Source organism: Christiangramia flava JLT2011, from assembly GCF_001951155.1.
Taxonomy (GTDB): domain Bacteria; phylum Bacteroidota; class Bacteroidia; order Flavobacteriales; family Flavobacteriaceae; genus Christiangramia; species Christiangramia flava.
In genome coordinates, this window is sequence record NZ_CP016359.1 from 215,589 (window position 1) to 239,592 (window position 24,004).

General features: G+C 43.1%; 20 protein-coding genes. All 20 read right to left on the bottom strand.

The window, feature by feature from the left end; genetic code table 11:
- Window positions 1-10 precede the first annotated feature (10 nt).
- Complete coding sequence (gene ilvD, locus GRFL_RS00880) at window positions 11-1,684, bottom strand: dihydroxy-acid dehydratase (RefSeq protein ID WP_083642642.1); 1,674 nt, start codon at window positions 1,682-1,684, stop codon at window positions 11-13.
- A gap of 362 nt (window positions 1,685-2,046) precedes the next feature.
- A complete protein-coding gene (locus GRFL_RS00885) occupies window positions 2,047-3,582 on the bottom strand; it encodes a bifunctional GNAT family N-acetyltransferase/carbon-nitrogen hydrolase family protein (protein ID WP_083642644.1) in 1,536 nt (511 codons plus the stop codon).
- 57 nt (window positions 3,583-3,639) lie between these two features.
- Window positions 3,640-4,275 (bottom strand): response regulator transcription factor, encoded by a 636-nt coding sequence (locus GRFL_RS00890; protein WP_083642646.1) that lies wholly within the window; start codon window positions 4,273-4,275, stop codon window positions 3,640-3,642.
- Entirely contained in the window at window positions 4,272-5,051 is a 780-nt protein-coding gene (locus GRFL_RS00895) for a sensor histidine kinase (protein ID WP_083642647.1), read from the bottom strand. The genes GRFL_RS00890 and GRFL_RS00895 overlap by 4 nt, the downstream gene beginning before the upstream one ends.
- A 45-nt stretch (window positions 5,052-5,096) precedes the next feature.
- Window positions 5,097-5,840, bottom strand: a complete 744-nt coding sequence (locus GRFL_RS00900; protein ID WP_083642649.1) for a hypothetical protein — start codon at window positions 5,838-5,840, stop codon at window positions 5,097-5,099.
- Complete coding sequence (locus tag GRFL_RS00905; RefSeq protein WP_083642651.1) at window positions 5,837-6,229, bottom strand: hypothetical protein; 393 nt, start codon at window positions 6,227-6,229, stop codon at window positions 5,837-5,839. The genes GRFL_RS00900 and GRFL_RS00905 overlap by 4 nt, the downstream gene beginning before the upstream one ends.
- Before the next feature lie 258 nt (window positions 6,230-6,487).
- Window positions 6,488-7,351 (bottom strand): 5-oxoprolinase subunit C family protein, encoded by an 864-nt coding sequence (locus tag GRFL_RS00910; RefSeq protein ID WP_083642653.1) that lies wholly within the window; start codon window positions 7,349-7,351, stop codon window positions 6,488-6,490.
- Entirely contained in the window at window positions 7,348-8,073 is a 726-nt protein-coding gene (gene pxpB, locus GRFL_RS00915) for a 5-oxoprolinase subunit PxpB (RefSeq protein ID WP_083642655.1), read from the bottom strand. Before pxpB ends, GRFL_RS00910 begins: the two co-directional genes overlap by 4 nt.
- A gap of 1 nt (window position 8,074) precedes the next feature.
- The gene (gene pxpA, locus GRFL_RS00920) at window positions 8,075-8,812 is read right to left on the bottom strand and encodes a 5-oxoprolinase subunit PxpA (protein WP_083642657.1); all 738 of its coding nucleotides are present in this window, start codon (window positions 8,810-8,812) and stop codon (window positions 8,075-8,077) included.
- A gap of 1 nt (window position 8,813) precedes the next feature.
- Window positions 8,814-10,034, bottom strand: a complete 1,221-nt coding sequence (locus GRFL_RS00925) for an Nramp family divalent metal transporter (protein WP_083642659.1) — start codon at window positions 10,032-10,034, stop codon at window positions 8,814-8,816.
- A complete protein-coding gene (locus GRFL_RS00930) occupies window positions 10,031-11,194 on the bottom strand; it encodes a DUF2891 domain-containing protein (protein ID WP_083645904.1) in 1,164 nt (387 codons plus the stop codon). Before GRFL_RS00930 ends, GRFL_RS00925 begins: the two co-directional genes overlap by 4 nt.
- 104 nt (window positions 11,195-11,298) lie before the next feature.
- A complete protein-coding gene (locus GRFL_RS00935) occupies window positions 11,299-12,834 on the bottom strand; it encodes a YifB family Mg chelatase-like AAA ATPase (protein ID WP_083642661.1) in 1,536 nt (511 codons plus the stop codon).
- 130 nt (window positions 12,835-12,964) lie between these two features.
- A complete protein-coding gene (locus GRFL_RS00940) occupies window positions 12,965-13,825 on the bottom strand; it encodes an N-acetylglucosamine kinase (protein WP_083642663.1) in 861 nt (286 codons plus the stop codon).
- Window positions 13,826-13,927: 102 nt separating this feature from the next.
- Window positions 13,928-14,926: a type I glyceraldehyde-3-phosphate dehydrogenase gene (gap, locus tag GRFL_RS00945; RefSeq protein WP_083642664.1), complete on the bottom strand. Its 999-nt coding sequence runs from the start codon at window positions 14,924-14,926 to the stop codon at window positions 13,928-13,930.
- Between the two features lie 16 nt (window positions 14,927-14,942).
- Complete coding sequence (gene pfkA, locus GRFL_RS00950; RefSeq protein ID WP_083642666.1) at window positions 14,943-15,929, bottom strand: 6-phosphofructokinase; 987 nt, start codon at window positions 15,927-15,929, stop codon at window positions 14,943-14,945.
- Window positions 15,930-16,054: 125 nt separating this feature from the next.
- Window positions 16,055-17,503, bottom strand: coding sequence for an alpha-amylase family glycosyl hydrolase (locus GRFL_RS00955; protein WP_083642668.1), 1,449 nt, complete (start codon window positions 17,501-17,503; stop codon window positions 16,055-16,057).
- Window positions 17,504-17,524: 21 nt separating this feature from the next.
- A complete protein-coding gene (locus GRFL_RS00960) occupies window positions 17,525-19,390 on the bottom strand; it encodes a glycoside hydrolase family 13 protein (RefSeq protein WP_083642669.1) in 1,866 nt (621 codons plus the stop codon).
- Between the two features lie 57 nt (window positions 19,391-19,447).
- Window positions 19,448-21,754, bottom strand: coding sequence for a glycoside hydrolase family 65 protein (locus GRFL_RS00965; protein WP_083642671.1), 2,307 nt, complete (start codon window positions 21,752-21,754; stop codon window positions 19,448-19,450).
- Window positions 21,755-21,756: 2 nt separating this feature from the next.
- A complete protein-coding gene (pgmB, locus tag GRFL_RS00970; RefSeq protein ID WP_083642673.1) occupies window positions 21,757-22,419 on the bottom strand; it encodes a beta-phosphoglucomutase in 663 nt (220 codons plus the stop codon).
- Window positions 22,406-23,926: an MFS transporter gene (locus GRFL_RS00975; RefSeq protein WP_083642675.1), complete on the bottom strand. Its 1,521-nt coding sequence runs from the start codon at window positions 23,924-23,926 to the stop codon at window positions 22,406-22,408. The genes pgmB and GRFL_RS00975 overlap by 14 nt, the downstream gene beginning before the upstream one ends.
- Window positions 23,927-24,004: the final 78 nt, after the last annotated feature.

Here is a 24,004-nt window from a genome sequence, read left to right on the forward strand (position 1 = left end):
GTTCCACGTATTAAAATTCATCGGTCACGCAACCCTGTGAGGCTGAAGCCACCGTTCTGGCATATTTATAAAGAACACCGCTTTGTTTTTTAAGTGCAGGCGGCTGCCAGCTTTTTCTTCTTTCTGCTATTTCTTCTTCGGAAAGTGCTACATCGATGGTATTGGTTTCCGCATTGATTGTTATTTCATCGCCATCCTTCAATAAGGCTAAAAGTCCGCCCTCCTGCGCTTCAGGAGTAATGTGTCCTACCACAAACCCATGTGTTCCTCCTGAAAACCGACCGTCTGTGATCAGGGCTACATCTTTTCCAAGCCCTGCACCCATAATGGCAGAAGTAGGTTTCAGCATTTCAGGCATTCCGGGACCACCTTTTGGCCCTTCATACCGAATAACCACCACATCTCCTTTTTTCACTTTCCCGGAACTAATGCCGTCATTCGCATCATATTCACCGTTGAAAACACGGGCTTTTCCGGTAAATTCCAGGCCTTCTTTTCCGGTAATCTTCGCTACGGAACCTTCTTCTGCAAGATTTCCGTATAAAATGCGAATATGACCGGTCTTTTTGATCGGGTTATCCAGCGGGCGGATGACGTCCTGCCCTTCTTCCATCTCCGGAACCTCAGCCAGGTTTTCCGCCAGCGTCTTTCCGGTAACCGTTAGACAATCACCGTGCAGCATATCATTCTGAAGCATATATTTCATAACCGCAGGAATTCCGCCAATTCTATGTACATCTTCCATCGCGTATTTCCCACTTGGTTTCAAATCTGCCAAAAACGGCGTATTGTCACAAACCTGCTGGAATTCCTTAAGGCCGAAATCGACCTGCGCCGCTTTGGCGATCGCCAGGAAATGCAGTACCGCATTGGTGGACCCGCCCAAAACGGTCAGTAACCTGATCGCATTTTCCAGGGATTTCCTGGTCACGATATCGCGGGGTTTAATATCTTTTTTCAGAAGCAATTTCATCGCTTCCCCGGCCTTCGTGCTTTCTTCTGCTTTTTCGGGACCTACAGCGGGATTTGAAGAATTATAAGGCAAACTCATTCCCAAAGCTTCAATTGCTGAAGCCATAGTGTTGGCGGTATACATTCCACCACAGGCTCCGGCACCAGGACACGCCTTCTGAATAACTGCCTGGTATTCTTTTTCATCGATGTCGCCGGCTACTTTCGAGCCCCAAGCTTCAAAAGCCGAAACGACATCCAGTTTTTTCCCATTATGACAACCGGAAGCGATCGTTCCTCCATACACCAATATTGATGGGCGATTCAAGCGCAGTTGTGCCATCAGAGCACCCGGCATGTTCTTATCGCATCCAACTACGGTTACCAGCCCGTCATAAGACATGGCGCTAACCACGGTTTCCATAGAATCAGCAATGATATCTCTTGAAGGAAGAGAGTAGCGCATTCCCGGAGTTCCCATGGAAATCCCATCACTTACGCCAATCGTATTGAAAATTAGTCCCACAAGTCCGGCTTGCTCCGTGCCTTTTTTTACGTCTTTAGCCAGATCGTTCAAATGCATATTACAGGGATTTCCCTCATAACCAGTGCTGGCAATTCCAACAAATGGTTTTTGAAAATCTTCTTTGGTTAGTCCAATGGCGTGAAGCATCGCCTGGGATGCCGGTTGAGAATCACTTTGAGTTATTACTTTGCTGAATTTATTACTCATCAAAACATTTTTAGGTTCCAGCACTTAAAAGTACCAGTTGTTAAACTTTCCAATTCTTAGCATCAGGAGGCTTACTTACAGTCGAAACGTTTAATAAGAGTTCAAATAACTGTTTTTCAGTTATTTACAATTATTTTGATTACGACAGTCAAAACTTTTGCAGAAAGTCAATTTTCGGGTATATCCTCGCCTGAGCGCATAAAAAAAGCCATCTTTACAGATGGCTTTAGTACTTTAAAATATTATGCATCTGTCAGGGTCGGTTTCTAATAATAGAAATGACCACAATTACAGTAGCGATAATATTTTGGTTGATCTTAATCATTCACTCAAATCTAAGAAAACATTTCCTGAAATCTACTTTAACTTTTATTTTTCTTCCTGAGCTTCAGAGAATACAGGTCTTTACGACGATCTTTCAAATTGCGAACACTTCCGAAATTGTGCAATTCCTTCAGTAGGTCCAGGTCCACATCCACGAGCAGGGTACTTTCCGTATTGGGCGTCGCTTCAGCCTTGATCCCGTTTACTGGGAAAGCAAAATCTGAAGGCGTCAACACGGCGCTCTGGGCATATTGAATATCCATATTTGCCACCCTAGGAAGGTTTCCTACCGAACCGGCAATAGCCACGTAGCATTCGTTTTCCACGGCACGAGCCTGTGCACAGATCTTTACCCGGGAATACCCATTTTGCGTATCGGTCATAAATGGGACGAACAGGATATTCATTCCCTGATCTTTCAGGATTCGGGGCAGTTCCGGGAATTCAACGTCATAACAGATCAACACTCCAATTTTCCCGCAATCGGTATCAAAGGTCTGAACCTGGTTCCCGCCTTTCATACCCCATGCCGACTCCTCAGCCGGGGTAATGTGAATTTTCTCAAATCGCTCGTAGCTACCGTCGCGCCGACACAGAAAACCTACATTGTACATATGGTCCCCAACAGCCTGCGGCATGCTCCCGGTGATGATATTAATATTATAGTTGATCGCGAATTCGCGGAAAGTTTCCAGCAATCGATCGGTGTATTCTGAGAGTCCGCGGATGGCTTCTGCCTCATTCAGGTGGTTGAACTCAGCCATTAAAGGCGCATTGAACAATTCCGGGAACAGTACGAAATCGCTTTGATAGCTACTGATGGTATCCACGAAAAATTCGATCTGCGAAACCAGGGCTTCATAGTTCTTGAACAAACGCATTTGCCACTGCACCAAACCAAGCCGAACCACGGTTTTGGTAGATTTCACCAGGTTTCCAGATTTCGTATAGTAAATATTGTTCCACTCCATCAATGTGGCAAACTCCTTACTTTCGTGGTCTCCGGAAAGATAACCTTTGATCACTTTTTTGACGTGGAAGTCGTTCGAAAGCTGAAATGACAGAACCGGATCATGAATCTCCTGCAATTTCACCTTATCGATATATTGTTTTGGGGTAAGTTCCGAAGCAAATTTGGAATAATTGGGAATCCTTCCGCCGAAGATGATCGATTTCAGGTTCAGATGCTCACATAATTCCTTACGAGCCTCATAAAGCCGTCGTCCCAAACGCATTCCACGGTATTCGGGATGAATGAACACATCAATTCCGTAGAGCACATTTCCATTCGCAGTATGAGTAGAGAAATTTTCACCGCCAATGATCGAATCATAATCATGATTATCGTCAAACTTGTCATAATCCACGATGATCGAAAGCGCGCAGCCCGCGATCTTATTATCGATCTCGATGCATAGCTGACCTTCAGGAAATTTGCGAATAAGCGTTTTAATCTCCTTTTTGGTCCAGTATTCATGCGGCATGGAGTGATAACTTTTGATCATCGACTCCTTCAATTCTTCATAATCCTGCACCTGCAGGTTACGAAGCTCAATTTTTGCTGAATCTATCATAGCACGAAGATACAAGAGATTCCGGTGAATTTAGAAATTGAAAATGCTATAAAAATGTCAAATTTGATGAATACCTTCCTTGATGGCATAGATCACAAGGCCTACGCGAGAACGTACCCGAAGCTTGGAAAATAGGCTTTCCCGGTAACCATCAATTGTCTTAGGGCTCAAATGCATTTGTTCAGCGATCTGCTTATAGGTGAGTTCACTGCAGGCATGCCCCAGGAATTCGGTTTCCCGGGCAGAGAGCTCCTCCTGGTTCTTTTTATGGCTGGCTGAAGAACTCAGGGCATCTGAAATCGTTCTGTTGGTATAATAACCTTCTTCTGCCACGGCTTTCAGCGCTTCTTCGAATTCATCTGGATCAATATCTTTCAGAAGATACCCGCGACAGCCCAGTTTCAGCATTTTAATAATGGTGTTTTCTTCCTGATCTACGGTGAGGGCCAGTACCTTTTGCTCGGGATGGTGCTGCTTCAGCCACTGCATGGTTTGCATGCCATCCATCACCGGCATACGCATGTCCAGAAGAATGATCTCGGGAAGCTCAACCCCATTGCCAAGATATCCTACAAGTTCAGAACCGTTTTTATAAGCGGCAGTCACCTCAAATCCATCCAGAGAATTTACAAGGCCACGTAATGATTGCGCAAAAAGTCTATGGTCATCAACAATGATGATCGAACGATTCATGGGAGGTTTTTCATGTTTAGATACCGTAAATATAGAGAAGTTCCTGTATTTTCAGAAGATTCCATCGAAATTTCCGAATGAATCATTGCCGCACGACTCTTCATGTTGAGCAAACCGGCTCCCGTTTCCACGCCGTCCTGTTCGTAACCTTTACCATTATCTCGAGCGGTGATCTCGAGTGTATCTTCTGAAAATTCAAACAGCACGTTCAATTGGGAAGCCCCGGAATGTTTGAGCGTATTGGAAAAAGATTCCTGAAGGATGCGAAAAAGAATAATGGCGTCTTCCTGTTTCAATTGGAAAGGCTCGCCCTTCACCTGCAGTTCAGCCTGCAGCACTTCCAGGCGATTGAAGCGGTCCAGCTCATTCTGAACGGTTTTTACAAGCCCATTTTTCTCGATGACTTCATTATTGAGCGATCTGGAGAGCGCACGAACTTCGGTGAGCGAATCGGAAACCAGGTTGTGAACTTCCTCGATCCCAGTATTTTCGGGTTGTTTTTTCTGAAGTAATTTCAGCTGCATGCTCGCCACAGCCATCAGCTGCCCAATGTTATCGTGCAGTTCCCAGCTTACATTCTTCAGCGTGGCTTCCTGTATTTCCAAACGGGCGGTATTCAGTTCATCCCTGAAACGTTGTTCGGCTTCCAGTCGTTCCTGCAGCAGTTTATTTTTCCGCTTCTGATAAACCACAAAGAAAACGATCGTAAAAGCCGCCAGGAAAAATATGACCAGGATAAAGTAAATGATGAGAAAAATATCCTCTTTCCGCAGCATGCATTAATTTTCTAAAGCAAGTATACGTTTTTTTGGCAAAATTCGCTATCCCAGGCTCAAAGCCTGTTTCCGGCGCCTGAGGTAAGCCAGGAAAAACCCTACAGCAAAGGTATTGTACATGATGAAATTCATCCAGTGTAGGAAAGTAATGTAGAACTGGCGAAACTCTATATTGCTGAGACCTGTATACGACATGTACAGGTTGATAGGAGTTATGACGAGGTGCCACATCATAATCACCACTGCAAAATAGAACAGCAGATTGGTGCGGAAATGCAGAATTTTTTCGGAAAGCAGCAGTTCAAAGAAATACGCCATAATACACAAAACAACTGCCAAAGTTCCTATGATCATTACCGAAGGATCATAGGTTTCAAAGAAAGTCCCGAAAGTTAAATAGCATACCAGGCTGTAAACCACGATACCCACAAGCAGTATATTCAGGATCTTTTTCAATTTATATTTCTGAAGATATTCCAGCTGTGAAGTGAAAAAATAGCCAATACAGAAATAGCCTATCACATGCAGAGCATTATAGAGCCAGAAATTCCGGGCAAACGGCGAATCCTTCAGTGCCGGGATGGTCTCGTAATTATCGAGGTAGGCCCAAAGCGCATAAAACCCTGACGTGTCTACAATAAAAACGATCACCAGATAAAGGATAAAAAGCTTCAGGCCTCTACTGATGCTGTCTTTAAAATGAAAATAATACCATAGCGCTGAGAGCATGGCCAGAAATTCATAGCTTGCTCCCAGGTAGAGTTTGTGCTTTAAAATATAGTCTATCATGGATTGTATTGAAGTGGCGGCCACGGACCACTATTGTCATTCATCGGGTCGATCTCAGGATTTTCATCGTAATCCCGCCCATATTCATCAACTTCTTCTCCATTTTTCTTTTTGGTTGCGGAAAGAAAAATCGTACTCAAATTAGGCCTGCTTTCTTTTGCCTGGTAAGCACCGAACCAGATATTGATTCCAGGGCTCTTAATCCCGGCAGCATCAGATTCTTCCTTTACATAATCCAGGAATTCCTGAAGTTCTTCCAGGCTGAAATGAAATTCGCAGGTGTCCTGGTGTTTATGTCCATTGGTGGTCACTTCCAGCCGGGTGTCCCACCACTCCTGTTGTAGCGCCTTGGCTTCGGCTACGCTAATGCATTTAGTTGGTCTTGGCATTTTCTTTCTGGTTTGGTTGATTTGTTAAATTAACTTAAAGTTTCAAAATTATTAATTCTGCCAAGCAATTTCCTATCAAAAATGTAAAAAGGGGAAAAATCCCCTTGTATCAACTCAAAGCTGAAGTTACATTTGTAATGTCATTTTAGTAAAGCTAAAGTGTTTTGGGGCAAAAGAAGTGTCGAAGTGGTAAGTTATAGTTCTGAGTAGGGTCTTTTCTATAACCGTCATCCCACTAGGCACTTTTTTTTTGCCCCTTTATATCAACTCTTCCAGTTTAAAACGAAACTTTTTCCCCGGAATCTTTTGCGACAATACCTGTAAACCTTTTTCTGAAACCTGCAAAATCCTTGGATAACCGCCGGTGGTCTGGCAATCGTTCCCAAGAATGATCAAATCCCCACCCGGTGTAAACTGTACCGTTCCAGGAATGACCGGCCCGGTGACGATCTGTTCCAGCGCATTCGGGATTTTTTCGTTTACACGGAAAGCCATTCTGTTACTGCTCTGATGAAGGGTGAATTCCTGCTTCAGGATTTCCTGTTGAAGCTCAACCGGAACATTTTCCCATTCTGGCCCGGCAAAGACTACGATTGCATCAGTATTAAGATACGCCATTTGCGGCTTTAAAGCGGCATGGCTGGCAGAAATCTCATTATTAACGGCGGTAAAATAGAGAAAATCTCCCTTGGCGAGCCGGCTTTTTGGGGTAATGCCTTCATACCAGCTATGGCTTTCCATGATCTTTTCTTCAGAAAAACCGTTCTTGATCCCCATATATCCTCGAAGTCCGTTTTTTGTAGGACCAATCTTTAAAATACTTCCTGCAGGAATATTCAGCACTTCAAAACGAGAGACCGCTTTGCCGTCCAGACTTGCCATAAATTCCCCGCCACTCAAAGTGATCCGGGCATCGTGTAAAAACTTTAACTCGGGGCCCTGGAAAGTAAATTCCAGAGCAGCAGTATCTGGTGGATTCCCTAAAATAAGATTGCAAATTTTCATCGAATACAGATCCATTACTCCGCTTCGCGGCACTCCAAAATTTTGAAATCCGAACCTGCCTCGATCCTGTAAACTGGTAAATAATCCAGGTTGTAACACTTCAATCTCTCCCCTCATTTTCGCTTAAATTTTAACGAGTATGCTCCTTTTTGAACAGCTCTTTCAATTTGGAAATATTCCATTTCAGAAACAGGTTCAAAGACCACTTGGTCGCCAGGTGAGATTTCACAGGGCGGAACCTGTTTGGGATTAAAAAGATCTACAGGGGACCTGCCAATTAATTGCCAGCCTCCGGGGCTGCTTTTCGGGTAAATACCAGTCTGACTACCGGCTATTCCAACCGAGCCTTTCTCAACAGTTTGCCGTGGACTTTCTTTCCGTGGAATATGCAACTTTTGATCAAGTCCTCCGAGGTAAAGAAACCCGGGTAAAAAACCTATAAAATAGACCAGGTACTTTTGAGCTGAATGTAGACTGATAATTTCCTCTACAGCCAGGTTATTCCGTTTGGAAATCACATGAAGATCCGGCCCAAATTCTTCGCTGTAGCATACGGGCAACCGGTAGACCTTACCCGAATCTTTTTTTAGTATATTAGCCTCAGAAAGGACTTCATTTATTGCGATAAACGCACTATAAGCATCTTCTATAGTGCATTCATAACTTATTAATATCGAGTTATATGTGTTAATTATTTGAAGTTTTTCTTCAGATAACTTTCTCTCCAGCCTATTTTTATAGAAAAGTACTTTCCGAAGCGTATTTTGACTGATCTCTGAATCAAACTGAATCAGAATCGATCGCTCTCCCATCCTCGAAATCTTCGGAAAACCCTCCATATCAATGCTGAATTTTTAAGTGATTTTCAGCAAACTTTTTATGCAGATATTTTAAAATTTCTACCGAAGATGGCGTATCGCTATGCAGGCAAAAAGTATCGGCTTCCAGTTCCAATATTTCTCCGTTTACCGCTCGTACTTTTTGGTGCGCATAGATTTCATGAATGTGTTCGAAAACCAATTCTTTATCCGTTATGATCGCATCAGGTTTTGAACGTGCAACCAGGCTATAGTCTGGTTCGTAATTACGATCTGCAAAAGCCTCTACATAACAATCAAACTCCCCCATTGCCAGCTCCTGAATCACCGAATTTGCAGGAACATATAATCGAAAATCATGCTCCAGAAGTCGGAATGATTCCAAGACAATTTTTGCAATATTTTCATCTTTTGCCGCATCATTATACAGTGCACCGTGCAGTTTAATATGAGTTAATTTTCCTCCTTCTGCCTCCACAATCTGCAACAGGCTCATGACCTGTGCTTCCACCGATAGTTTCAAATCTTCAGCAGTCATCGAAAGGCTTTTTCTTCCAAAATTTTCTTTGTCAGGATACGACGGATGAGCTCCTATTTCAGTATCGTGCTTCATCGCCAGCCTTACACTATGCTGCATGGTTTCCAGGTTGCCGGCATGACCGCCACAGGCAATGTTGCAGGCGGAAATCAGCGGCATCAGTTCAGCGTCAAATTTTCCGCCTTCGCCAAGATCGCAGTTTATGTGAATGTAATTTTCCATTTCAAAAGTTGCTTAAAACGTTATAAATCGATTTGATTCCGAGGAAAAAAGCGAGTCCGATCACTAAAATTCCGAATAAATTCAGAATGAAACCATTCCGGTATTCCCCCATTACTGCCGCCCGGTTTACGATCCAGAATAGAAAGATCGCAACTACCGGAAGCACCATCCCATTGGCTACCTGTGCGAACTGGATCACCTCAACCGGCTTAAAGCCCACAGAAGAAAATATGATCCCTAAGAGCACAATACTCATCCAGACCATTCGAAATTTCCAGTCGTTTCTTGCAGGTTTCCAACCCAGGCAGCCACGCACGACGTAAGCCGCGGCCAGTGGAGCTGTTATAGATGATGTGATGCCGGCCGCCAACAAACCCAAAGCCAGAAAGACCGTAGCCGCTTCTCCAAAAAGGGGTTCCAGGCCGGCCGCAAGATCGCCAGCGTTTTCAATATTCTGAATTCCGGAAGCCGCGGCGCAGATGAGAATAGCCATAGACACGAGTCCACCCAGACCTATGGAAAAGATCAATTCTTTCCGAACAATTCCCAACTTACCAGCACCTTTCCATTTTTCGCTAACCAGGGAAGCATGTAAAAACAAATTATAAGGCACAACCGTAGTTCCCACGAGCGCGATGATGCTCAGCAAGCCGGCATCAACATTGGAAGGAATTAAACCCTTAAAAATCAGTCTGAGATCAGGTTTGGTAAGGATCGCGGTAATCAGAAAAGATAAACTCATCAATAATACCAGGCCTATAAATACTTTTTCCAGTTGCTTATAACTACCCAAAAACAGTAGAATAAAAGCCAGTCCGCCAATCAAGCAGCTCCAAAGATTGATCTTCAGATTCCCCAATTTCAGACTTACATCAGCAAAAATTCCCTGCAGGCCTAAAGCCGCCCCACTGATATTACCCGCTTCATAGGCGGCGTTACCGATCACGATAGCCGAAAAAACGAGGAGCAGCGCGATATTCCGAAGAATAGGATTCGCAAGTTGGGATTTGATATTTTCGCTTAATCCCGTTCCGGAAATAAGTCCCAACCGGGCCGACATTTCCTGAAGCAGCATGCAGCCAATGACCGAAATGAGCAAGACCCAAAGGAGATTATACCCGAATTCCACCCCGGCAATACTACAAACCGTAACCGTTCCGGGACCGATAAATGCAGCGGAAACCAGGATTCCCGGCCCCAGGTTTTTCAAAAATTCTTTCACTCTTCAGATTTTGGCTTTCCAGCCTGCTGAAGTGCATAGATCGCAAAAGTTCCCAACCAGTGACCGCCTTCATAGCTGTCGCCCGCTACATTATCAAAAGAATGTGAAATATGTTCGTTCGCAAGACTTTTTAAGTGACCGAATTGTTCCGGATATTGATTGGCCAGGCCGTACAGAACCCAGGCGCGGCTGAAGTTCAACCCGTCTAGATGTACCAGTTTTCCATCAGTACGATCAGAAACTTCTCCAACTTCCATTGAAAAATCCTCATTTTTAAGCTCCGGCATGAAATCATCGATCCACATACTAAAAGCGTTTTTAGGAAGCACCCTTCTCATAATATCCACTTCTTCCAGGCAGGGCGAAAGAAAGTCATAACCACTTGGCTCCCAGGAAACCGGGCAATTATCGTCTTTAAGGTAAAATTCCTGAGCGCGTTTAGTGATCGCTTCCTCAAAAACTTCATCCTTAACCGTATGAGCATAATCCCAAGCGAAACCCAGGCCAAATGCGGTGTTGGTATGTTCTCCAACGCGAATAGGATAATTTAATTTGGGGAGGAACTCTTTGTATCGTTTTACGATAAGTTGCGTCAAAGGTTCCAGATTATCTGCCAGTTCCTTGGCTTTTGGATCTTCCCAGGTTTTAAGTTCTTCGGAAAGCTTCAGCAGCCATGCCCAGCCGTAGGTGCGCTCATAGGAATTGCTTTCTTCCCTGTTGAAATAATCCACTTCTCCCTGGATATTTTCAGCAGATAAGGATTTTTCCAGTGCCTGCTGAATCGCTTCCGCCTTCTGGAGATCGGGGAAATTTTTCAACAAATATACCAAAGACCAGTGCGCGTGGACTGACGAGTGCCAGTCAAAACACCCATAAAATGCCGGGTGCAATTCATGTGGCTCACCCATGGCATTTTTGTTTTCAAGGGTTTGCCCCAGTTTATTTGGATATTCTGTATTAACGCAGGCTAAAGGCAGTTCAGCCAGGTTATTGGCTTCTTCCAGCGTTAAAACAACAGGTTTGGATTCCATTAGGCTTTCCGGTAAAAGGTCTTCGGTAGAAAGGCTGTCTTCCGAAGAATTAGATGATTTGGTCTCATCGGTTGGGCCTTTGCAGGCAAAAATCAGTAAAAGACCAAAGATCAGAGGCAGTTTTTTCATATGCTCCAGGCTTGTTCCCCTTAAGGTTAGTTTGCAGATTATCATGTTATTCCCAAAAATAGGGAAAAGACTTCAAAGGTTTAGTTAATGAAACCTGAAGATACTCAGCCCAGCCAGCCTTCTCGGTCCAGACTGCGATATTGTATGGCTTCTGCAATGTGTGAAGATTGAATGTTTTCCGCTGCGGAAAGATCTGCGATCGTGCGGGAAACTTTCAGAATCCTGTCATAGGCCCGGGCCGAAAGATTGAGTTTTTCCATCGCCTGCTTCAGAAGATTTTTCGCTTGCTCTTCAAGTTTGCAATACTTTTCCAATTGGCGGCTTCCCATCTGGGCATTGTAATGAATGCCTGAAAATTCCGCAAAACGATGAAACTGAATATCCCTGGCCGCCATTACCCTGTTTCGAATGACAGAACTGCTCTCACCCTTTGGGGCGTCACTTAATTTTTCAAAAGGAACGGGAGTTACCTCGATATGAATATCTATCCGATCCAAAAGCGGCCCGCTGATCTTTCCCAAATATCGCTGCATTTCAGCAGCAGTGCTGGTCACCATTGCCCCGGGTTCCTGGAAATAACCTCCCGGACTGGGATTCATACTTGCCACCAGCATGAAACTTGAAGGATAAGTTACATTGAATTTCGCCCTGGAAATAGTCACTTCACGATCTTCCAGCGGCTGCCTCATCACTTCCAGTACGCTTCGTTTGAATTCTGGCAACTCATCGAGAAACAATACTCCGTTATGAGCCAGAGAAATCTCACCAGGTTGCGGGTAGGCACCACCACCCACCAGGGCCACATCGCTCACAGTATGATGGGGGCTTCTAAAAGGTCTTTGCGATATCAACCCGCGCTGATCTCTAATCTTCCCGGCCACACTATGAATTTTAGTCGTTTCCAGGGCTTCCTGTAGCGTCATGGGCGGTAAAATGCTTGGCAAACGTTTGGCAAGCATTGTTTTCCCAGCTCCGGGCGGCCCAATGAGGATCACGTTATGACCACCGGCAGCCGCGATCTCCATGCAGCGCTTGATCGATTCCTGGCCCTTCACTTCCGAAAAATCAAATTCGAATACAGCCGACTCCTCCCGAAAAATCTCCCGGGTATCCACCTGTACCGGATCTGATTTTTCCCCGGCGAAGAAGGAAATCACTTCGGTTAAGTTAGACATCCCGTAAACATCCAGGCCGGCAACGATAGCCGCTTCATTCGCATTTTGCGCTGGAAGTATAAAACCTTTAAACCCCTCTTTTTTAGCCTGAATGGCTATTGGCAAAGCACCTTTAATGGGTTGCAGACTACCATCCAGGGAAAGTTCCCCCATAATCAGGTATTCGGAAAGTTGCTCAGCCTGAATCTGGCCGGAAGCCGTCAAAATTCCCATCGCAAAAGTGAGATCATAAGCAGAACCCTCTTTCCGAAGATCGGCCGGCGCCATGTTGATAATGATCTTTTTTCCGGGTAATTTGTACTGGTTATTCTGCAATGCCGCGGTGATGCGATAACTCGATTCTTTCACGGCATTATCAGGCAGGCCCACAAGATGATAGCCAATTCCGCTGGCTACATTAACTTCTACGGTGATCGTGGTGGCCTCTACCCCAAAAACCGAACTTCCATATACTTTTACTAGCACCTGATTTTTTCACTAAATGTAATCTTTTGATCAATTGGTGATTAAAAAATTTTTAGCCGAAAAGGTGAAATTTTGAAACATAAAAAAAAGCCCGGTACAAACCGGGCTTTTCCATATCTTAAAACCATTTTTAGGAAACCTTGATGACATTTTCTCGATAATATTCGATCAAAGCATCTATTGGTCTTCTAACAAAATTGCCTAAGGTGATTCCATAAGGTTGTGTTACTGCACGAATGATATCCTGACTAAAGTAGGCGATACTTCCTATAAAATGTACCGGCACCGAAGTGACCTGCGGATAGCACATCACTCGAGAATGCACAAAATCTGACATTCCTTCGTGGAGCAGTTTATAGAAATACCCGTTCCGTTCATTGGTGAAAATGAATTCTGCAAAATGTGCCAGATAGGTATTCGGGTTGTCTTTGCGATACAAATTCATTTTTATGGTATCTGAATTCAGATCGAACTTTTCTTCGAACTTTTCAGCTACTTCAGGAGGCATTCGTTTATAATAGTAATCGCGGATGAGTCTTTTTCCGAAGTAATTTCCGCTGGCCTCATCCATCAGAATATAACCTAGTGAATCCACGGCCTGATGAATATCTTTTCCATCGAAATAACAGCTGTTCGAACCGGTTCCGAGGATACAAACGATTCCGGGTTCGGTCGTTGCAGCATAGACGGCTGCCACCATGTCTTCCATCACCAAAACCTCATCGGCATTCGTAAAGTAATTCGCCAGGATGCTGCGAAGCAGTTCTCGAGGAGTTGGAGTTCCACAACCGGCACCATAGAAATGTACTTTTTCGATCTTATGTTTAATCTCGGAAAGTTCGTTGTTCTCGGCAAGCCTTTCTTCCAGGACCGGCTCTTTAAACACAGCGGGATTGAGTCCCTTGGTACGGGTCTTCAATACCTGTTCTCCCTCGCTGTTTAAAAGAATCCAGTCACACTTGGTGGATCCCCCGTCGGCAATTAAAATCATTGTAATGTTTTACAGTTAAAATAAGCCTGAAGAAAAGCCTGTTCTACTTATTAAAAATACGAAATAAGCAGCTAAAAAAGAATTTTCTTCAGGCCTGAAATATTATAGAGATGCTACGTGAGCAGCAAGGTCAACAAGTTTAGAAGAGTATCCGTACTCGTTGTCATACCATGCGATCAATTTGAAGAAATTGTCGTTCAATTCAATTCCTGCTCCTGCATCGAAGTTACAAGTATGAGCATCTGATACGAAATCCTGGCTCACTACTTCCTCATCAGTATAAGAAATCACCCCTTTGTAATCTCCTTCAGCAGCTTTTTTGAAGGCTGCTTTGATATCTTCGTAGCTGGCAGCTTTTTCAGTTCTTACTGTAAGATCCACTACGGAAACATCAGTAGTAGGAACTCTAAATGCCATACCGGTAAGTTTTCCTTTTAATGAAGGAATTACCTTTGTTACTGCGACTGCAGCTCCAGTTGAAGAAGGGATGATATTCGCCATCGCACTTCTACCAAGTCTAAAATTCTTTCTAGATGGAGAATCTACGGTAAACTGAGTGGAAGTTGAAGCGTGAACCGTAGTCATTAGTCCTTCTACCAAACCAAACTCGTCATCGATCACTTTAGCAAGTGGTGCCAAACAGTTGGTAGTACAAGATGCGTTAGAAACGATGTTCTGATCTGCTGTAACTTCGTGGTGATTCACTCCCATTACGAACATAGGCGCAGTCTTAGAAGGTGCTGAAATTACCACTTTTCTGGCTCCAGCATCCAGGTGCGCTTTGGCATTGTCAAGATCAGTAAAGATTCCTGTACAATCCATAACCACTTCTACTCCTGCTTCGTCCCACTTAAGGTCGGCTGGGTTTTTTTCAGCAGTTACTCTCACCTTTTTTCCATCTACCACAAGGTGTCCATCCTGAACTTCCACAGTTCCGGAATATTTTCCGTGAACTGAATCATATTTTAAAAGGTATGCAAGGTGATCTACATCCAGTAAATCGTTGATAGCTACAACTTCTACGTTTTCGTTTTGAGCCGCAATACGGAAGGCAATTCTCCCAATACGTCCAAACCCGTTAATTCCAATTTTTGTACTCATTTCTTTTGGTTTTAAGTTATACCGAAGTGATGTCTGCCACCCTTCGTAATTCTTTATCGATTTTAGCGTCCCCTTTGATAGCGGTTTGAAGATTTACATGAACCACCTTCTGATGATGAATACCGATCATTACCTCGGTCTTTCCTTCCATGAGAGCTTCTACCGCTCCTACTCCAAGTTTACTCGCAAGGACTCTATCGAAACAACTTGGGGAACCACCTCGCTGAATATGACCCAGAACAGAAACACGAATTTCATATTCGTCCAGGTTTTCTTCAATAAAACGAGCCAGTTCAAATATATTTTTACCGCTTTTTTCACCTTCGGCTACCACAATAATACTGGAAGTCTTACCAGCTTTTTTACTGCGTCGCAACGATTCGATCATTCGCTCTACCCCGGTTTCTTCTTCCGGAATCAGGATTTCTTCTGCACCCGCACCAATACCACTATTTAGAGCGATATCCCCGGCGTCTCTTCCCATAACCTCGACTAAGAATAGCCTGTTATGAGAACTGGCAGTATCCCGAATTTTATCGATCGCTTCCACAACCGTATTTAAAGCGGTATCATAACCCAGTGTATAATCGGTTCCATTGATATCATTATCAATCGTTGCAGGAATACCTACAATAGGAAAATTGAATTCCTGGCTGAAATATTCAGCACCGGTAAACGTTCCGTCACCTCCAATTACCACCATGGCATCGACACCTTCCTTAACCAGGTTATCGTAAGCTTTTTTACGGCCTTCTTTGGTTTTAAATTCCATTGAACGGGTAGATTTCAGAAATGTTCCACCCTTGTTGATGATATTTCTAACCGATCGCGCGTCCAGGTCTTCAAAATCGGCTTCTATCAGCCCCTGATAACCGCGATAAATGCCGGTACACTTTAATTGATAAAAAGAACAGGCACGAACAACTGCACGAATGGCAGCATTCATTCCGGGAGCATCTCCCCCGGAGGTTAGAACTGCGATGTTTTCTATTTTTTTGGTCATTACCTTCAAAGCTATTCCATTTCAATCTTTTAACCTAATATCGCAACAAATTCAAACGTTTTCGGTTAATAAGTAATAAAAAAAGCCACTCAAAAGTGGCTTTTTACAAAAATTTAGGACTAAAATTAGTTTTTTGTCAAAATTTTATACTCCCAGGGTTGAAATTCCATTTCCTGGCCTTCCTCTATTTGGAATTCTGAATTGGCCATGTAATCCTGGTAATCGCCGGCGATCGAAACTGTAAATTTCACGGGCTGATCGCTCATGTTTGCAAGATAGATCAATTCACTTCCTCCACCCTTTCTTTCGTATGCCAGGATCTTTTCCTGATTGGAAGTTTCTAGTGTTTCATAAGAAGCTGCCTGTTTCGCACCATGTAAAGCTGCGTTTTCATTCTTCAGTTTTCCTAACTTTTCTAAAATAGGATAAACCTTACCTTTTTGATGCGGAATAGTGTCCTTTTCGAAAAAACGTAATCTTTTATCCATATCATATTCCTGCCCACTATAGACCAATGGCATTCCCGGAATGGTGTAAGACATCGCAAGCATTGCTTCCGAAGCATCTCCCATTCGTTCTTTTACTGTACCGGCCCAGGAGTTCTCATCATGGTTCGTGATAAAGTTCATGAGGTAATCATCATCTTCAAAAGTCGTATCGATCTTCTTCATATATTCATCCCAGTCTTTTGCAGTTTTCTTTCCCTGAGCGATCTCGTTCATTATATGATGTCCTTCCCAGTTATACCCCATTTCGAAAGCATTGTGGAAAAGATCTTTCGGACTTTCAGCTTCGGCCAGCATAAATACAGGCTTTACCTCTCTTAGATCTGCTGAGACATCTTCCCAGAAATCGGTTGGAACCGAATGTGCGGCATCGGCACGATATCCATCGATATTATGCTCTTTCACCCAAAACAGCATTTCCTGTTTCATTGCCTCACGCAGACCTTCGTTATCAAAATTCAGATCGGCTACATCAGTCCATCCCCAAGGCTCCCCGGTAGCATCGTTTATAGGATCTGTAATTTCTCCATTTTTGTCTTTGGTATAGTATTCTGGATGCTCGGTGATCCAGGCATGATCCCATCCAGTATGGTTTGCCACCCAGTCAAGAATTACATACATACCATTTTCGTGTGCAGTTTCCACCAGTTTATCGAAGTCTTCCATAGTTCCAAAATTTGGATTAACAGCGGAGTAATCTGAAATGGAATAATAGCTTCCCAGGTATTTTTTTCGTTCGATAGTATCTGTAATATCTTCAATAGATTTCTCCCCGGTTGCTTTCCTGTTCTTCATCGCAATAGGATACATTGGCATCAACCAAACCACTTTTACCCCCAGGTCTTTCAATTGAGGAATGTCTTTCGTAAATGCATTGAACGTTCCTTCCGGTGAATACTGGCGAATATTCACTTCGTAGATCACTGCAGATTCCATCACCTCATCTGAAACTGGTGCCAGAGAATCCTTCGCCATCTCGTTGGTCTCCTCTTTAGCATCCTTGTGTTCATTCTTGCAGGAAACCGTAAGAATGGAGGAAGTAAGCAATAGCAATAGAAGTTTTTTCATAAGTTCTTATTTAATAGATGTTTAGTTTTTGATTTTCGTCGTTAAAAAATAGATACCATACTCTGGCAATACCAGTGTCTGTTCCCAGCTGATAATTTCTCCTGAAATTACATTCTGCAGTTTTTTCCCTTTTAAACCAAGTTCTTCAAAGCGGTCCAGAGAAAGTTTGTATGGCTCCTCATTTTTATTGAGTATGACCACCACCGTCTCATCTTCAGAATTTCGGCTTAAAAGATAGGTCTTATCCTGCGGTGCAAAATGGGTAGTTTTACCTTCGTGGATCGCCAGACTGTTCTTCCGATAATTCAGAATTTTCTTCAGAAAGTCCTGCATGTCCTTTTGATCTGCCGAAAGGCCTTGCCCTTTAAACGCATTTACCTCATCAGCCTCCCAGCCGCCCGGAAAATTAGTACGAATAAGCCCGTGGTCACCAGGATTTGCTGTATCGTTCATCAAAATTTCCGTTCCGTAATAAATCTGAGGAATTCGAGGCATGGCCAGCATAAAGCCAATATCCATCTTTGTTTTTGTCAAATCTTCACCTAGCTGGGTGAAAATACGACTCATATCATGATTGTCTGGAAATACCAGAATGCTTTCAGGATTTTCATAAGAAAAGTCATTTGCCAGTCCGTCATAAATTTCAACCAGCCCGGTACCCCAGGTTTCTTCATTTTTTAAACCCTTCACAATTGTAGCCTGCATGGCAAAATCCATCGTAGATGGCAAATTGGAGTCGTAACCATTCTCCACACCTTCCTGCCAGTAGCGAATAAGCAACGGGTTGTTGCTCCACTCTTCTCCCACGATATTGAAATTAGGATACTCGGTCATTATAGCTCCTGCCCAGTCACTCATGAAATCTTTATCGGGATATGGATAAGTATCCTGGCGAATACCGCCAAGTCCCAGAGTTTCTATCCACCAAATACTATTCTGAATAAGATAATTGGCCATAAATGGATTACGCTGATTTAAGTCTGGCATGGAATCTACGAACCAACCATCGCTCATTTGCTTCTTATCAACTTTTGCTGCGTAATGGTCCTGATTTGTAGTTCTCCTGTGGTTGGAATAAACAACCTGTTCTCCATTTTCGTAGAGTTCCTGGTAATTGATCCAATCGTTAAACGGCAGATCATCCATCCACCAATGCTCGATACCACAATGGTTTTCTACCTGGTCCATAATGAGTTTCATTCCTCTTTCTCGTACGCTATTGGCAAGCTCACGGTATTCAGAAAGGCTTCCAAATCTGGGATCTACTTTGTAGAAATCGGTCATGGCATATCCATGATATGAACCAGATTTCATGTCATTTATTAATAATGGAGATGGCCAGATCGCGGTAAAACCTATTTCATCAATATAATCCAGGTGCTCGATTATTCCGCGAATATCTCCACCGTGACGGGCATAATCATCTTCCTGATCAATAGTTGTTTCATTTAAACTTTTATCAATATCATTAGATGGATCGCCATTAGCAAACCTGTCTGGAGTAATTAGGTAAATAGCGTCAGAACTATTAAAACCGACGTATTCATCGGCTGGTTTTTCTCTCTTTTTTAGTTCATATTCATAACTTTCAGAAGCTCCTTCAGGCATTTTAAAACTAATGGTGAAATTTCCGGGTTTTGCTTCCTCAGAAATGTTTAGATCAAGAAACAGATAATTCGGGCTATCTGCCTTGTGTGATTTTACGAGTTCCACACCTGGATAATTGACCCTAACTTCGGCTTTCCCTATATCTTTTCCGTAGACCAAAAGCTCGAGATCTTGATTTTTGAAACCTGTCCACCAGTTTGGTGGCTCCACCCGTTCAATTTGGGCAAAAGCTGGTAGACTCAGCAAAAAACATATAACTAATACAACTAATTTTTTCATTATTCTTGGTTAAAAAAGAAAGCCGCTTTCAACAGAAAGCGGCCCGCTAATTCAAGTTTATACACTTACAGGACTGTTTGGCTCAACAGTTACCTCTTTTCCATTAATTACAATATCCAGCGGCTCTTCACCCTCCAGATTAAAATCGGTTTTATCTTTGGTGACCGTCACTTTCACGATGCGCTCACGGAAGTTGACCTTAAAAGAATACCCAGTCCAATTTTCAGGAATCTGCGGACTGAAATTCAGCTGATCTTCAACCACACGCATTCCTCCAAAACCTTCAACAATACTCATCCAGGTTCCGGCCATACTGGTAATATGGCAACCCTGCTCTACTTCCTTATTATAATCATCCAGATCCAGCCTGGAAGTTCTCAAATAGAAATTGTAAGCCTGCTGCATTCTTCCAAGCACCGCTGCCTGGATACTGTGCACACAAGGAGAAAGCGATGATTCATGCACCGTAAGCGGCTCATAAAAATCGAAATGTTTCTCCAGTTCTTCCTTGCTGAAATGATCTTCGAAGAAATAGAATCCCTGCAATACATCAGCCTGCTTGATATAACAGGAACGCAAAATTCTGTCCCAACTCCACTTCTGGTTGATCGGGCGATGCTTTTTATCCATATCGGCAACCGGAATGATTTCCTTATCCAGGAAGCCATCCTGTTGTAAGAACACACCATAATCTTCAGAATATGGCATGTAAAGATTATCGGCAACCTCTTCCCAATTGGCAATTTCGCCTTCGTTCAGGTGAGTCAGACCCATAACGCGATCGTAATCTTCGCCGTAACCGTCTTTTACTTTATCGATCATCTTGATACAATAATTTATACACCATTTCGCAATGTAATTAGTGTACCAGTTATTGTTCACATTGTTCTCATACTCGTTCGGACCGGTAACCCCAAGAATGACATATTTATTCTTGCTTTTGCTGAAATTCGCACGTTGGTGCCAGAATCTCGCAATGGCGATCATCACTTCCAGTCCTTTTTCAGGAATATAACTGAAGTCACCTGTATATCGAACATAATTATAAATGGCAAAAACCATGGCTCCGTTTCGGTGAATTTCCTCAAAAGTGATCTCCCACTCATTGTGACTTTCCTCACCGTTCATTGTTACCATTGGGTATAGAGCTGCACCATTGGAAAAGCCTAATTTCTTGGCATTTTCCTGTGCTTTCTCTAACTGATTGTAACGATAGGTCAGTAATTTCCTGGCAACTTTAGAATCTTTGGTCGCCATGTAGAAAGGAATACAATATGCTTCGGTATCCCAATAAGTACTACCTCCATATTTTTCGCCGGTAAATCCTTTAGGACCAATGTTCAAACGATCATCTTCTCCTAAATAGGTCTGATTCAGTTGAAAAATATTGAATCGAATTCCCTGTTGCGCGGCAACATCTCCGGAAATCGTAATATCAGACATTTCCCAGATCTTTGACCAGGCTTCCTTCTGCTGAGCTTTCAGTTCATCAAAACCTAGATCTGAAGCTTTGTCCAGAACTTTTGATGCAGCTGAAATCAGGTTATTTTGATCGTGATTCATATCGGTTACATAACCGGCATATTTCACGATCGCGGCGGTCTCACCTTTCTTCGCTTTCAATTTATAGCTGAAAGATATACGATCTTCATCCTCCTTAGACTCCATTCCAAGGTCCTGCTTTTCATCATTCAGAAGGATTTCAGACTGCATATAAGTCCCGACATGGAAACCTGTTTTTAAAGTTTTGGAAACGATAAAACCTTTATCGGCTTCTTTCTTTACTTCCAAAGTTTCCCAGAAACGCTCTTCCCAGTTGGCATCGGTATTCGTGGTGCTTCCGTCTAAATAAGGATCAAAACGAATTTCTGCATCCTGGTTTAGCGGAGTGATCTCAAATTTGATGGAACCCAGCTCGTTATCTACAATAGAAACGAACCTTAAAGCTTTCACCTCAACCTGAACACCATTTGGCAATTCGGTTTCGAAGGTCCGGGCATGCCAGCCCTCTTTCATGTTCAATTCTCTGCGGAAGTTCTTTACTTCTCTGCAATTATGAAGGTCTAACGGCTCCTCATTAACAAAGACATTGATCCCGATCCAGTTTGGAGCGTTCAATACCTTTGCAAAATATTCCGGATAACCGTTCTTCCACCAACCAACTTTAGTTTTATCTGGGTAATACACCCCTCCTATATAACTTCCCTGAAAACTTGGGCCGGAATACTGCTCTTCAAAATTGGCTCGCTGCCCCATGGCACCATTTCCAATACTGAATAAACTTTCAGAAGATTTTACTCTTCCCGGGTCGAATCCTTCTTCAACGATCGACCATTCATCCGGTTTTATATAATCTTGATTCATTGTTATTCTTTTCTCAGTAAATTCTCTATAAATTCTATACTTATTTCGGTGAAATCGTTGAAAATATGATCTGCTTCCTGCAGCACTTTTTCGTCTCCGATTCCAATACTCGTCATTTTACCAATGTTTGCAGCTTCCACGCCAGCGACAGAGTCTTCAAAAACAACACAATCCTGCGGCTCGGCTTTCAGTTTTTCAGCCGCGATCAGGAATACTTCCGGATCTGGCTTGGCTTTACTTACATCGGTCCCATCTACGATCGCGTCAAAATCTTCATATAAATTGATCTTTTTGAGGATCGTACGGGCATTTTTGCTGGCAGAACCCAGTGCAAACGGAATATTATTTTCCTTTAAATACTTCAGCACTTTAGGAACTCCAGGTAATATTTCATTTTCGTCCATCTCCTCGACGTACGACAGGTAGTTGTCATTTTTGAGCGCCATTTGCCTGTTAAATTCCTCTTCGGAAAGCTCCATGTCTCCCCATTTCAGAATTTTCTTCAGGGATTCCACACGGCTAACACCTTTCAATTGCTCATTTTGTTCATGAGTAAAATCGAAACCAAGATCATTGGCCAGTTTTTTCCAGGCCTGAAAATGGAATTTTGCCGTATCTACAATTACGCCGTCCAGGTCAAAAATGACTGCTTTATGACTGCTCATCTATATTTATTCTTTTGTTAGTTTTTACTCGTAGTGTAAGAAGTCCTGATAAGATCATGGAAAAGCCACCAACGATCAAAGCGTAAACCGGTTCACCGTTGAAAAGTTCTTTCACCAGGAAACCTAGAATTGTCGCTGCAACGATCTGCGGAATCACGATAAAGAAGTTGAAAACCCCCATATAATAACCCATTTTCGCTGAAGGTAAAGCACCTGATAGCATCGCATAAGGAATTGAAAGGATACTCGCCCAGGCAACACCCACACCGATCATCGCCAGCAACAATCCGGTTTTATCTCTAAGGAAATAGATCGAAATCAACCCGATTCCCCCAACCGTTAATGCCAGTAAATGCGTGACCTTATTACTGGTTCTTCTTGCCAGTACTGGTAATAGGAATGCCACTGCAGCGGCCACACCATTATAGACAGTGAACATCACCGTCACCCAGTCGGCTGCATCGTTGTATAATTCTGAAGTGGTATCGTTGGTTCCAAAAACGTGACCCGTGACTGCAGGAGTGGTATAGATCCACATCGAGAATAGCGCAAACCATGAGAAAAACTGAACCCATGCCAGTTGTTTCATCGCGGTTGGCATATTCAGCATATCGGTAATGATAATGGTAAATCCGTTCCGAACCTGTTTTTTCCGAAGAAATGAGACAAGCATAAAAAGTACTCCGGCAATGACCAGCCCAATAAAAAGAATGTATAATTCTTTCGTTAATCCGTTTTCAAAGATCAAAAATGAAACAATCAAACCAACGATTGCCATGCCCAATCCCGTAATGAACTGGTTGCGAATATTTTTCGATTTATCTACAACTTCTGCACGCTCAACCTTTTCCTTTTTACTCGCTTCTTCAAAGGCTTTTAATTCTTCCGGAGAATATTCCTTGGAGCGAATGACCGTCCATAAAACAGCACATAAAAATACAACTCCACCAACATAAAAAGACCATTTAACCGATTCCGGGATTACTCCCTGCGGCGCCGTATTGCTGATGCCGAACCAGTTTGTGAACATATAAGGCAATAATGATCCTACCACTGCTCCGATCCCGATAAAGAAACTTTGCATGGCAAATCCCAGAGTTCGCTGCCTGTCTGGCAGGTTGTCTCCCACAAATGCCCGGAATGGTTCCATAGAAATATTGATGGAAGCATCCATCATCCATAAAGTACCGGCCGCAACCCAGAGAGTTGGCGAATTCGGCATAATGAATAAGGCAATGGAAGAAAGAATGGCTCCCGCAAGGAAATAAGGGCGCCTGCGACCTAATTTGGTCCAGGTGCGATCACTAAAATAGCCAATAATAGGCTGAATGACCAGGCCCGTGACCGGTGCGGCGATCCAGAGAATAGGAATATCCTCGACCTTGGCTCCAAGCGTTTCAAAAATCCTTGAGGTATTGGCGTTTTGCAGGGCAAAACCGAATTGAATTCCAAGAAAACCGAAACTCATGTTCCAGATTTCCCAGAAACTTAACGTGCGTTTTCGCATATCGTAAGTTTTTAATTACGATAAGCTCTGAGACTTATCAAAACTTATTAGAATAGGAAGTAAAAATATAAGTCCTGA

What these genes read in the sequence shown, in the direction of transcription:
- GRFL_RS00885 (WP_083642644.1), bottom strand. Translation starts at nt 3,582, where the DNA reads ATGATAGATTCAGCAAAAATTGAGCTTCGTAACCTGCAGGTGCAGGAT.
- GRFL_RS00960 (WP_083642669.1), bottom strand. Translation starts at nt 19,390, where the DNA reads ATGAAAAAATTAGTTGTATTAGTTATATGTTTTTTGCTGAGTCTACCA.
- GRFL_RS00930 (WP_083645904.1), bottom strand. Translation starts at nt 11,194, where the DNA reads ATGAAAAAACTGCCTCTGATCTTTGGTCTTTTACTGATTTTTGCCTGC.
- pxpB (WP_083642655.1), bottom strand. Translation starts at nt 8,073, where the DNA reads ATGGAGGGTTTTCCGAAGATTTCGAGGATGGGAGAGCGATCGATTCTG.
- GRFL_RS00905 (WP_083642651.1), bottom strand. Translation starts at nt 6,229, where the DNA reads ATGCCAAGACCAACTAAATGCATTAGCGTAGCCGAAGCCAAGGCGCTA.
- gap (WP_083642664.1), bottom strand. Translation starts at nt 14,926, where the DNA reads ATGAGTACAAAAATTGGAATTAACGGGTTTGGACGTATTGGGAGAATT.
- pxpA (WP_083642657.1), bottom strand. Translation starts at nt 8,812, where the DNA reads ATGGAAAATTACATTCACATAAACTGCGATCTTGGCGAAGGCGGAAAA.
- pgmB (WP_083642673.1), bottom strand. Translation starts at nt 22,419, where the DNA reads ATGAGCAGTCATAAAGCAGTCATTTTTGACCTGGACGGCGTAATTGTA.
- GRFL_RS00940 (WP_083642663.1), bottom strand. Translation starts at nt 13,825, where the DNA reads ATGATTTTAATTGCCGACGGGGGATCCACCAAGTGTGACTGGATTCTT.
- GRFL_RS00895 (WP_083642647.1), bottom strand. Translation starts at nt 5,051, where the DNA reads ATGCTGCGGAAAGAGGATATTTTTCTCATCATTTACTTTATCCTGGTC.
- GRFL_RS00955 (WP_083642668.1), bottom strand. Translation starts at nt 17,503, where the DNA reads ATGAAAAAACTTCTATTGCTATTGCTTACTTCCTCCATTCTTACGGTT.
- GRFL_RS00900 (WP_083642649.1), bottom strand. Translation starts at nt 5,840, where the DNA reads ATGATAGACTATATTTTAAAGCACAAACTCTACCTGGGAGCAAGCTAT.
- GRFL_RS00910 (WP_083642653.1), bottom strand. Translation starts at nt 7,351, where the DNA reads ATGAGGGGAGAGATTGAAGTGTTACAACCTGGATTATTTACCAGTTTA.
- GRFL_RS00965 (WP_083642671.1), bottom strand. Translation starts at nt 21,754, where the DNA reads ATGAATCAAGATTATATAAAACCGGATGAATGGTCGATCGTTGAAGAA.
- GRFL_RS00890 (WP_083642646.1), bottom strand. Translation starts at nt 4,275, where the DNA reads ATGAATCGTTCGATCATCATTGTTGATGACCATAGACTTTTTGCGCAA.
- ilvD (WP_083642642.1), bottom strand. Translation starts at nt 1,684, where the DNA reads ATGAGTAATAAATTCAGCAAAGTAATAACTCAAAGTGATTCTCAACCG.
- pfkA (WP_083642666.1), bottom strand. Translation starts at nt 15,929, where the DNA reads ATGACCAAAAAAATAGAAAACATCGCAGTTCTAACCTCCGGGGGAGAT.
- GRFL_RS00975 (WP_083642675.1), bottom strand. Translation starts at nt 23,926, where the DNA reads ATGCGAAAACGCACGTTAAGTTTCTGGGAAATCTGGAACATGAGTTTC.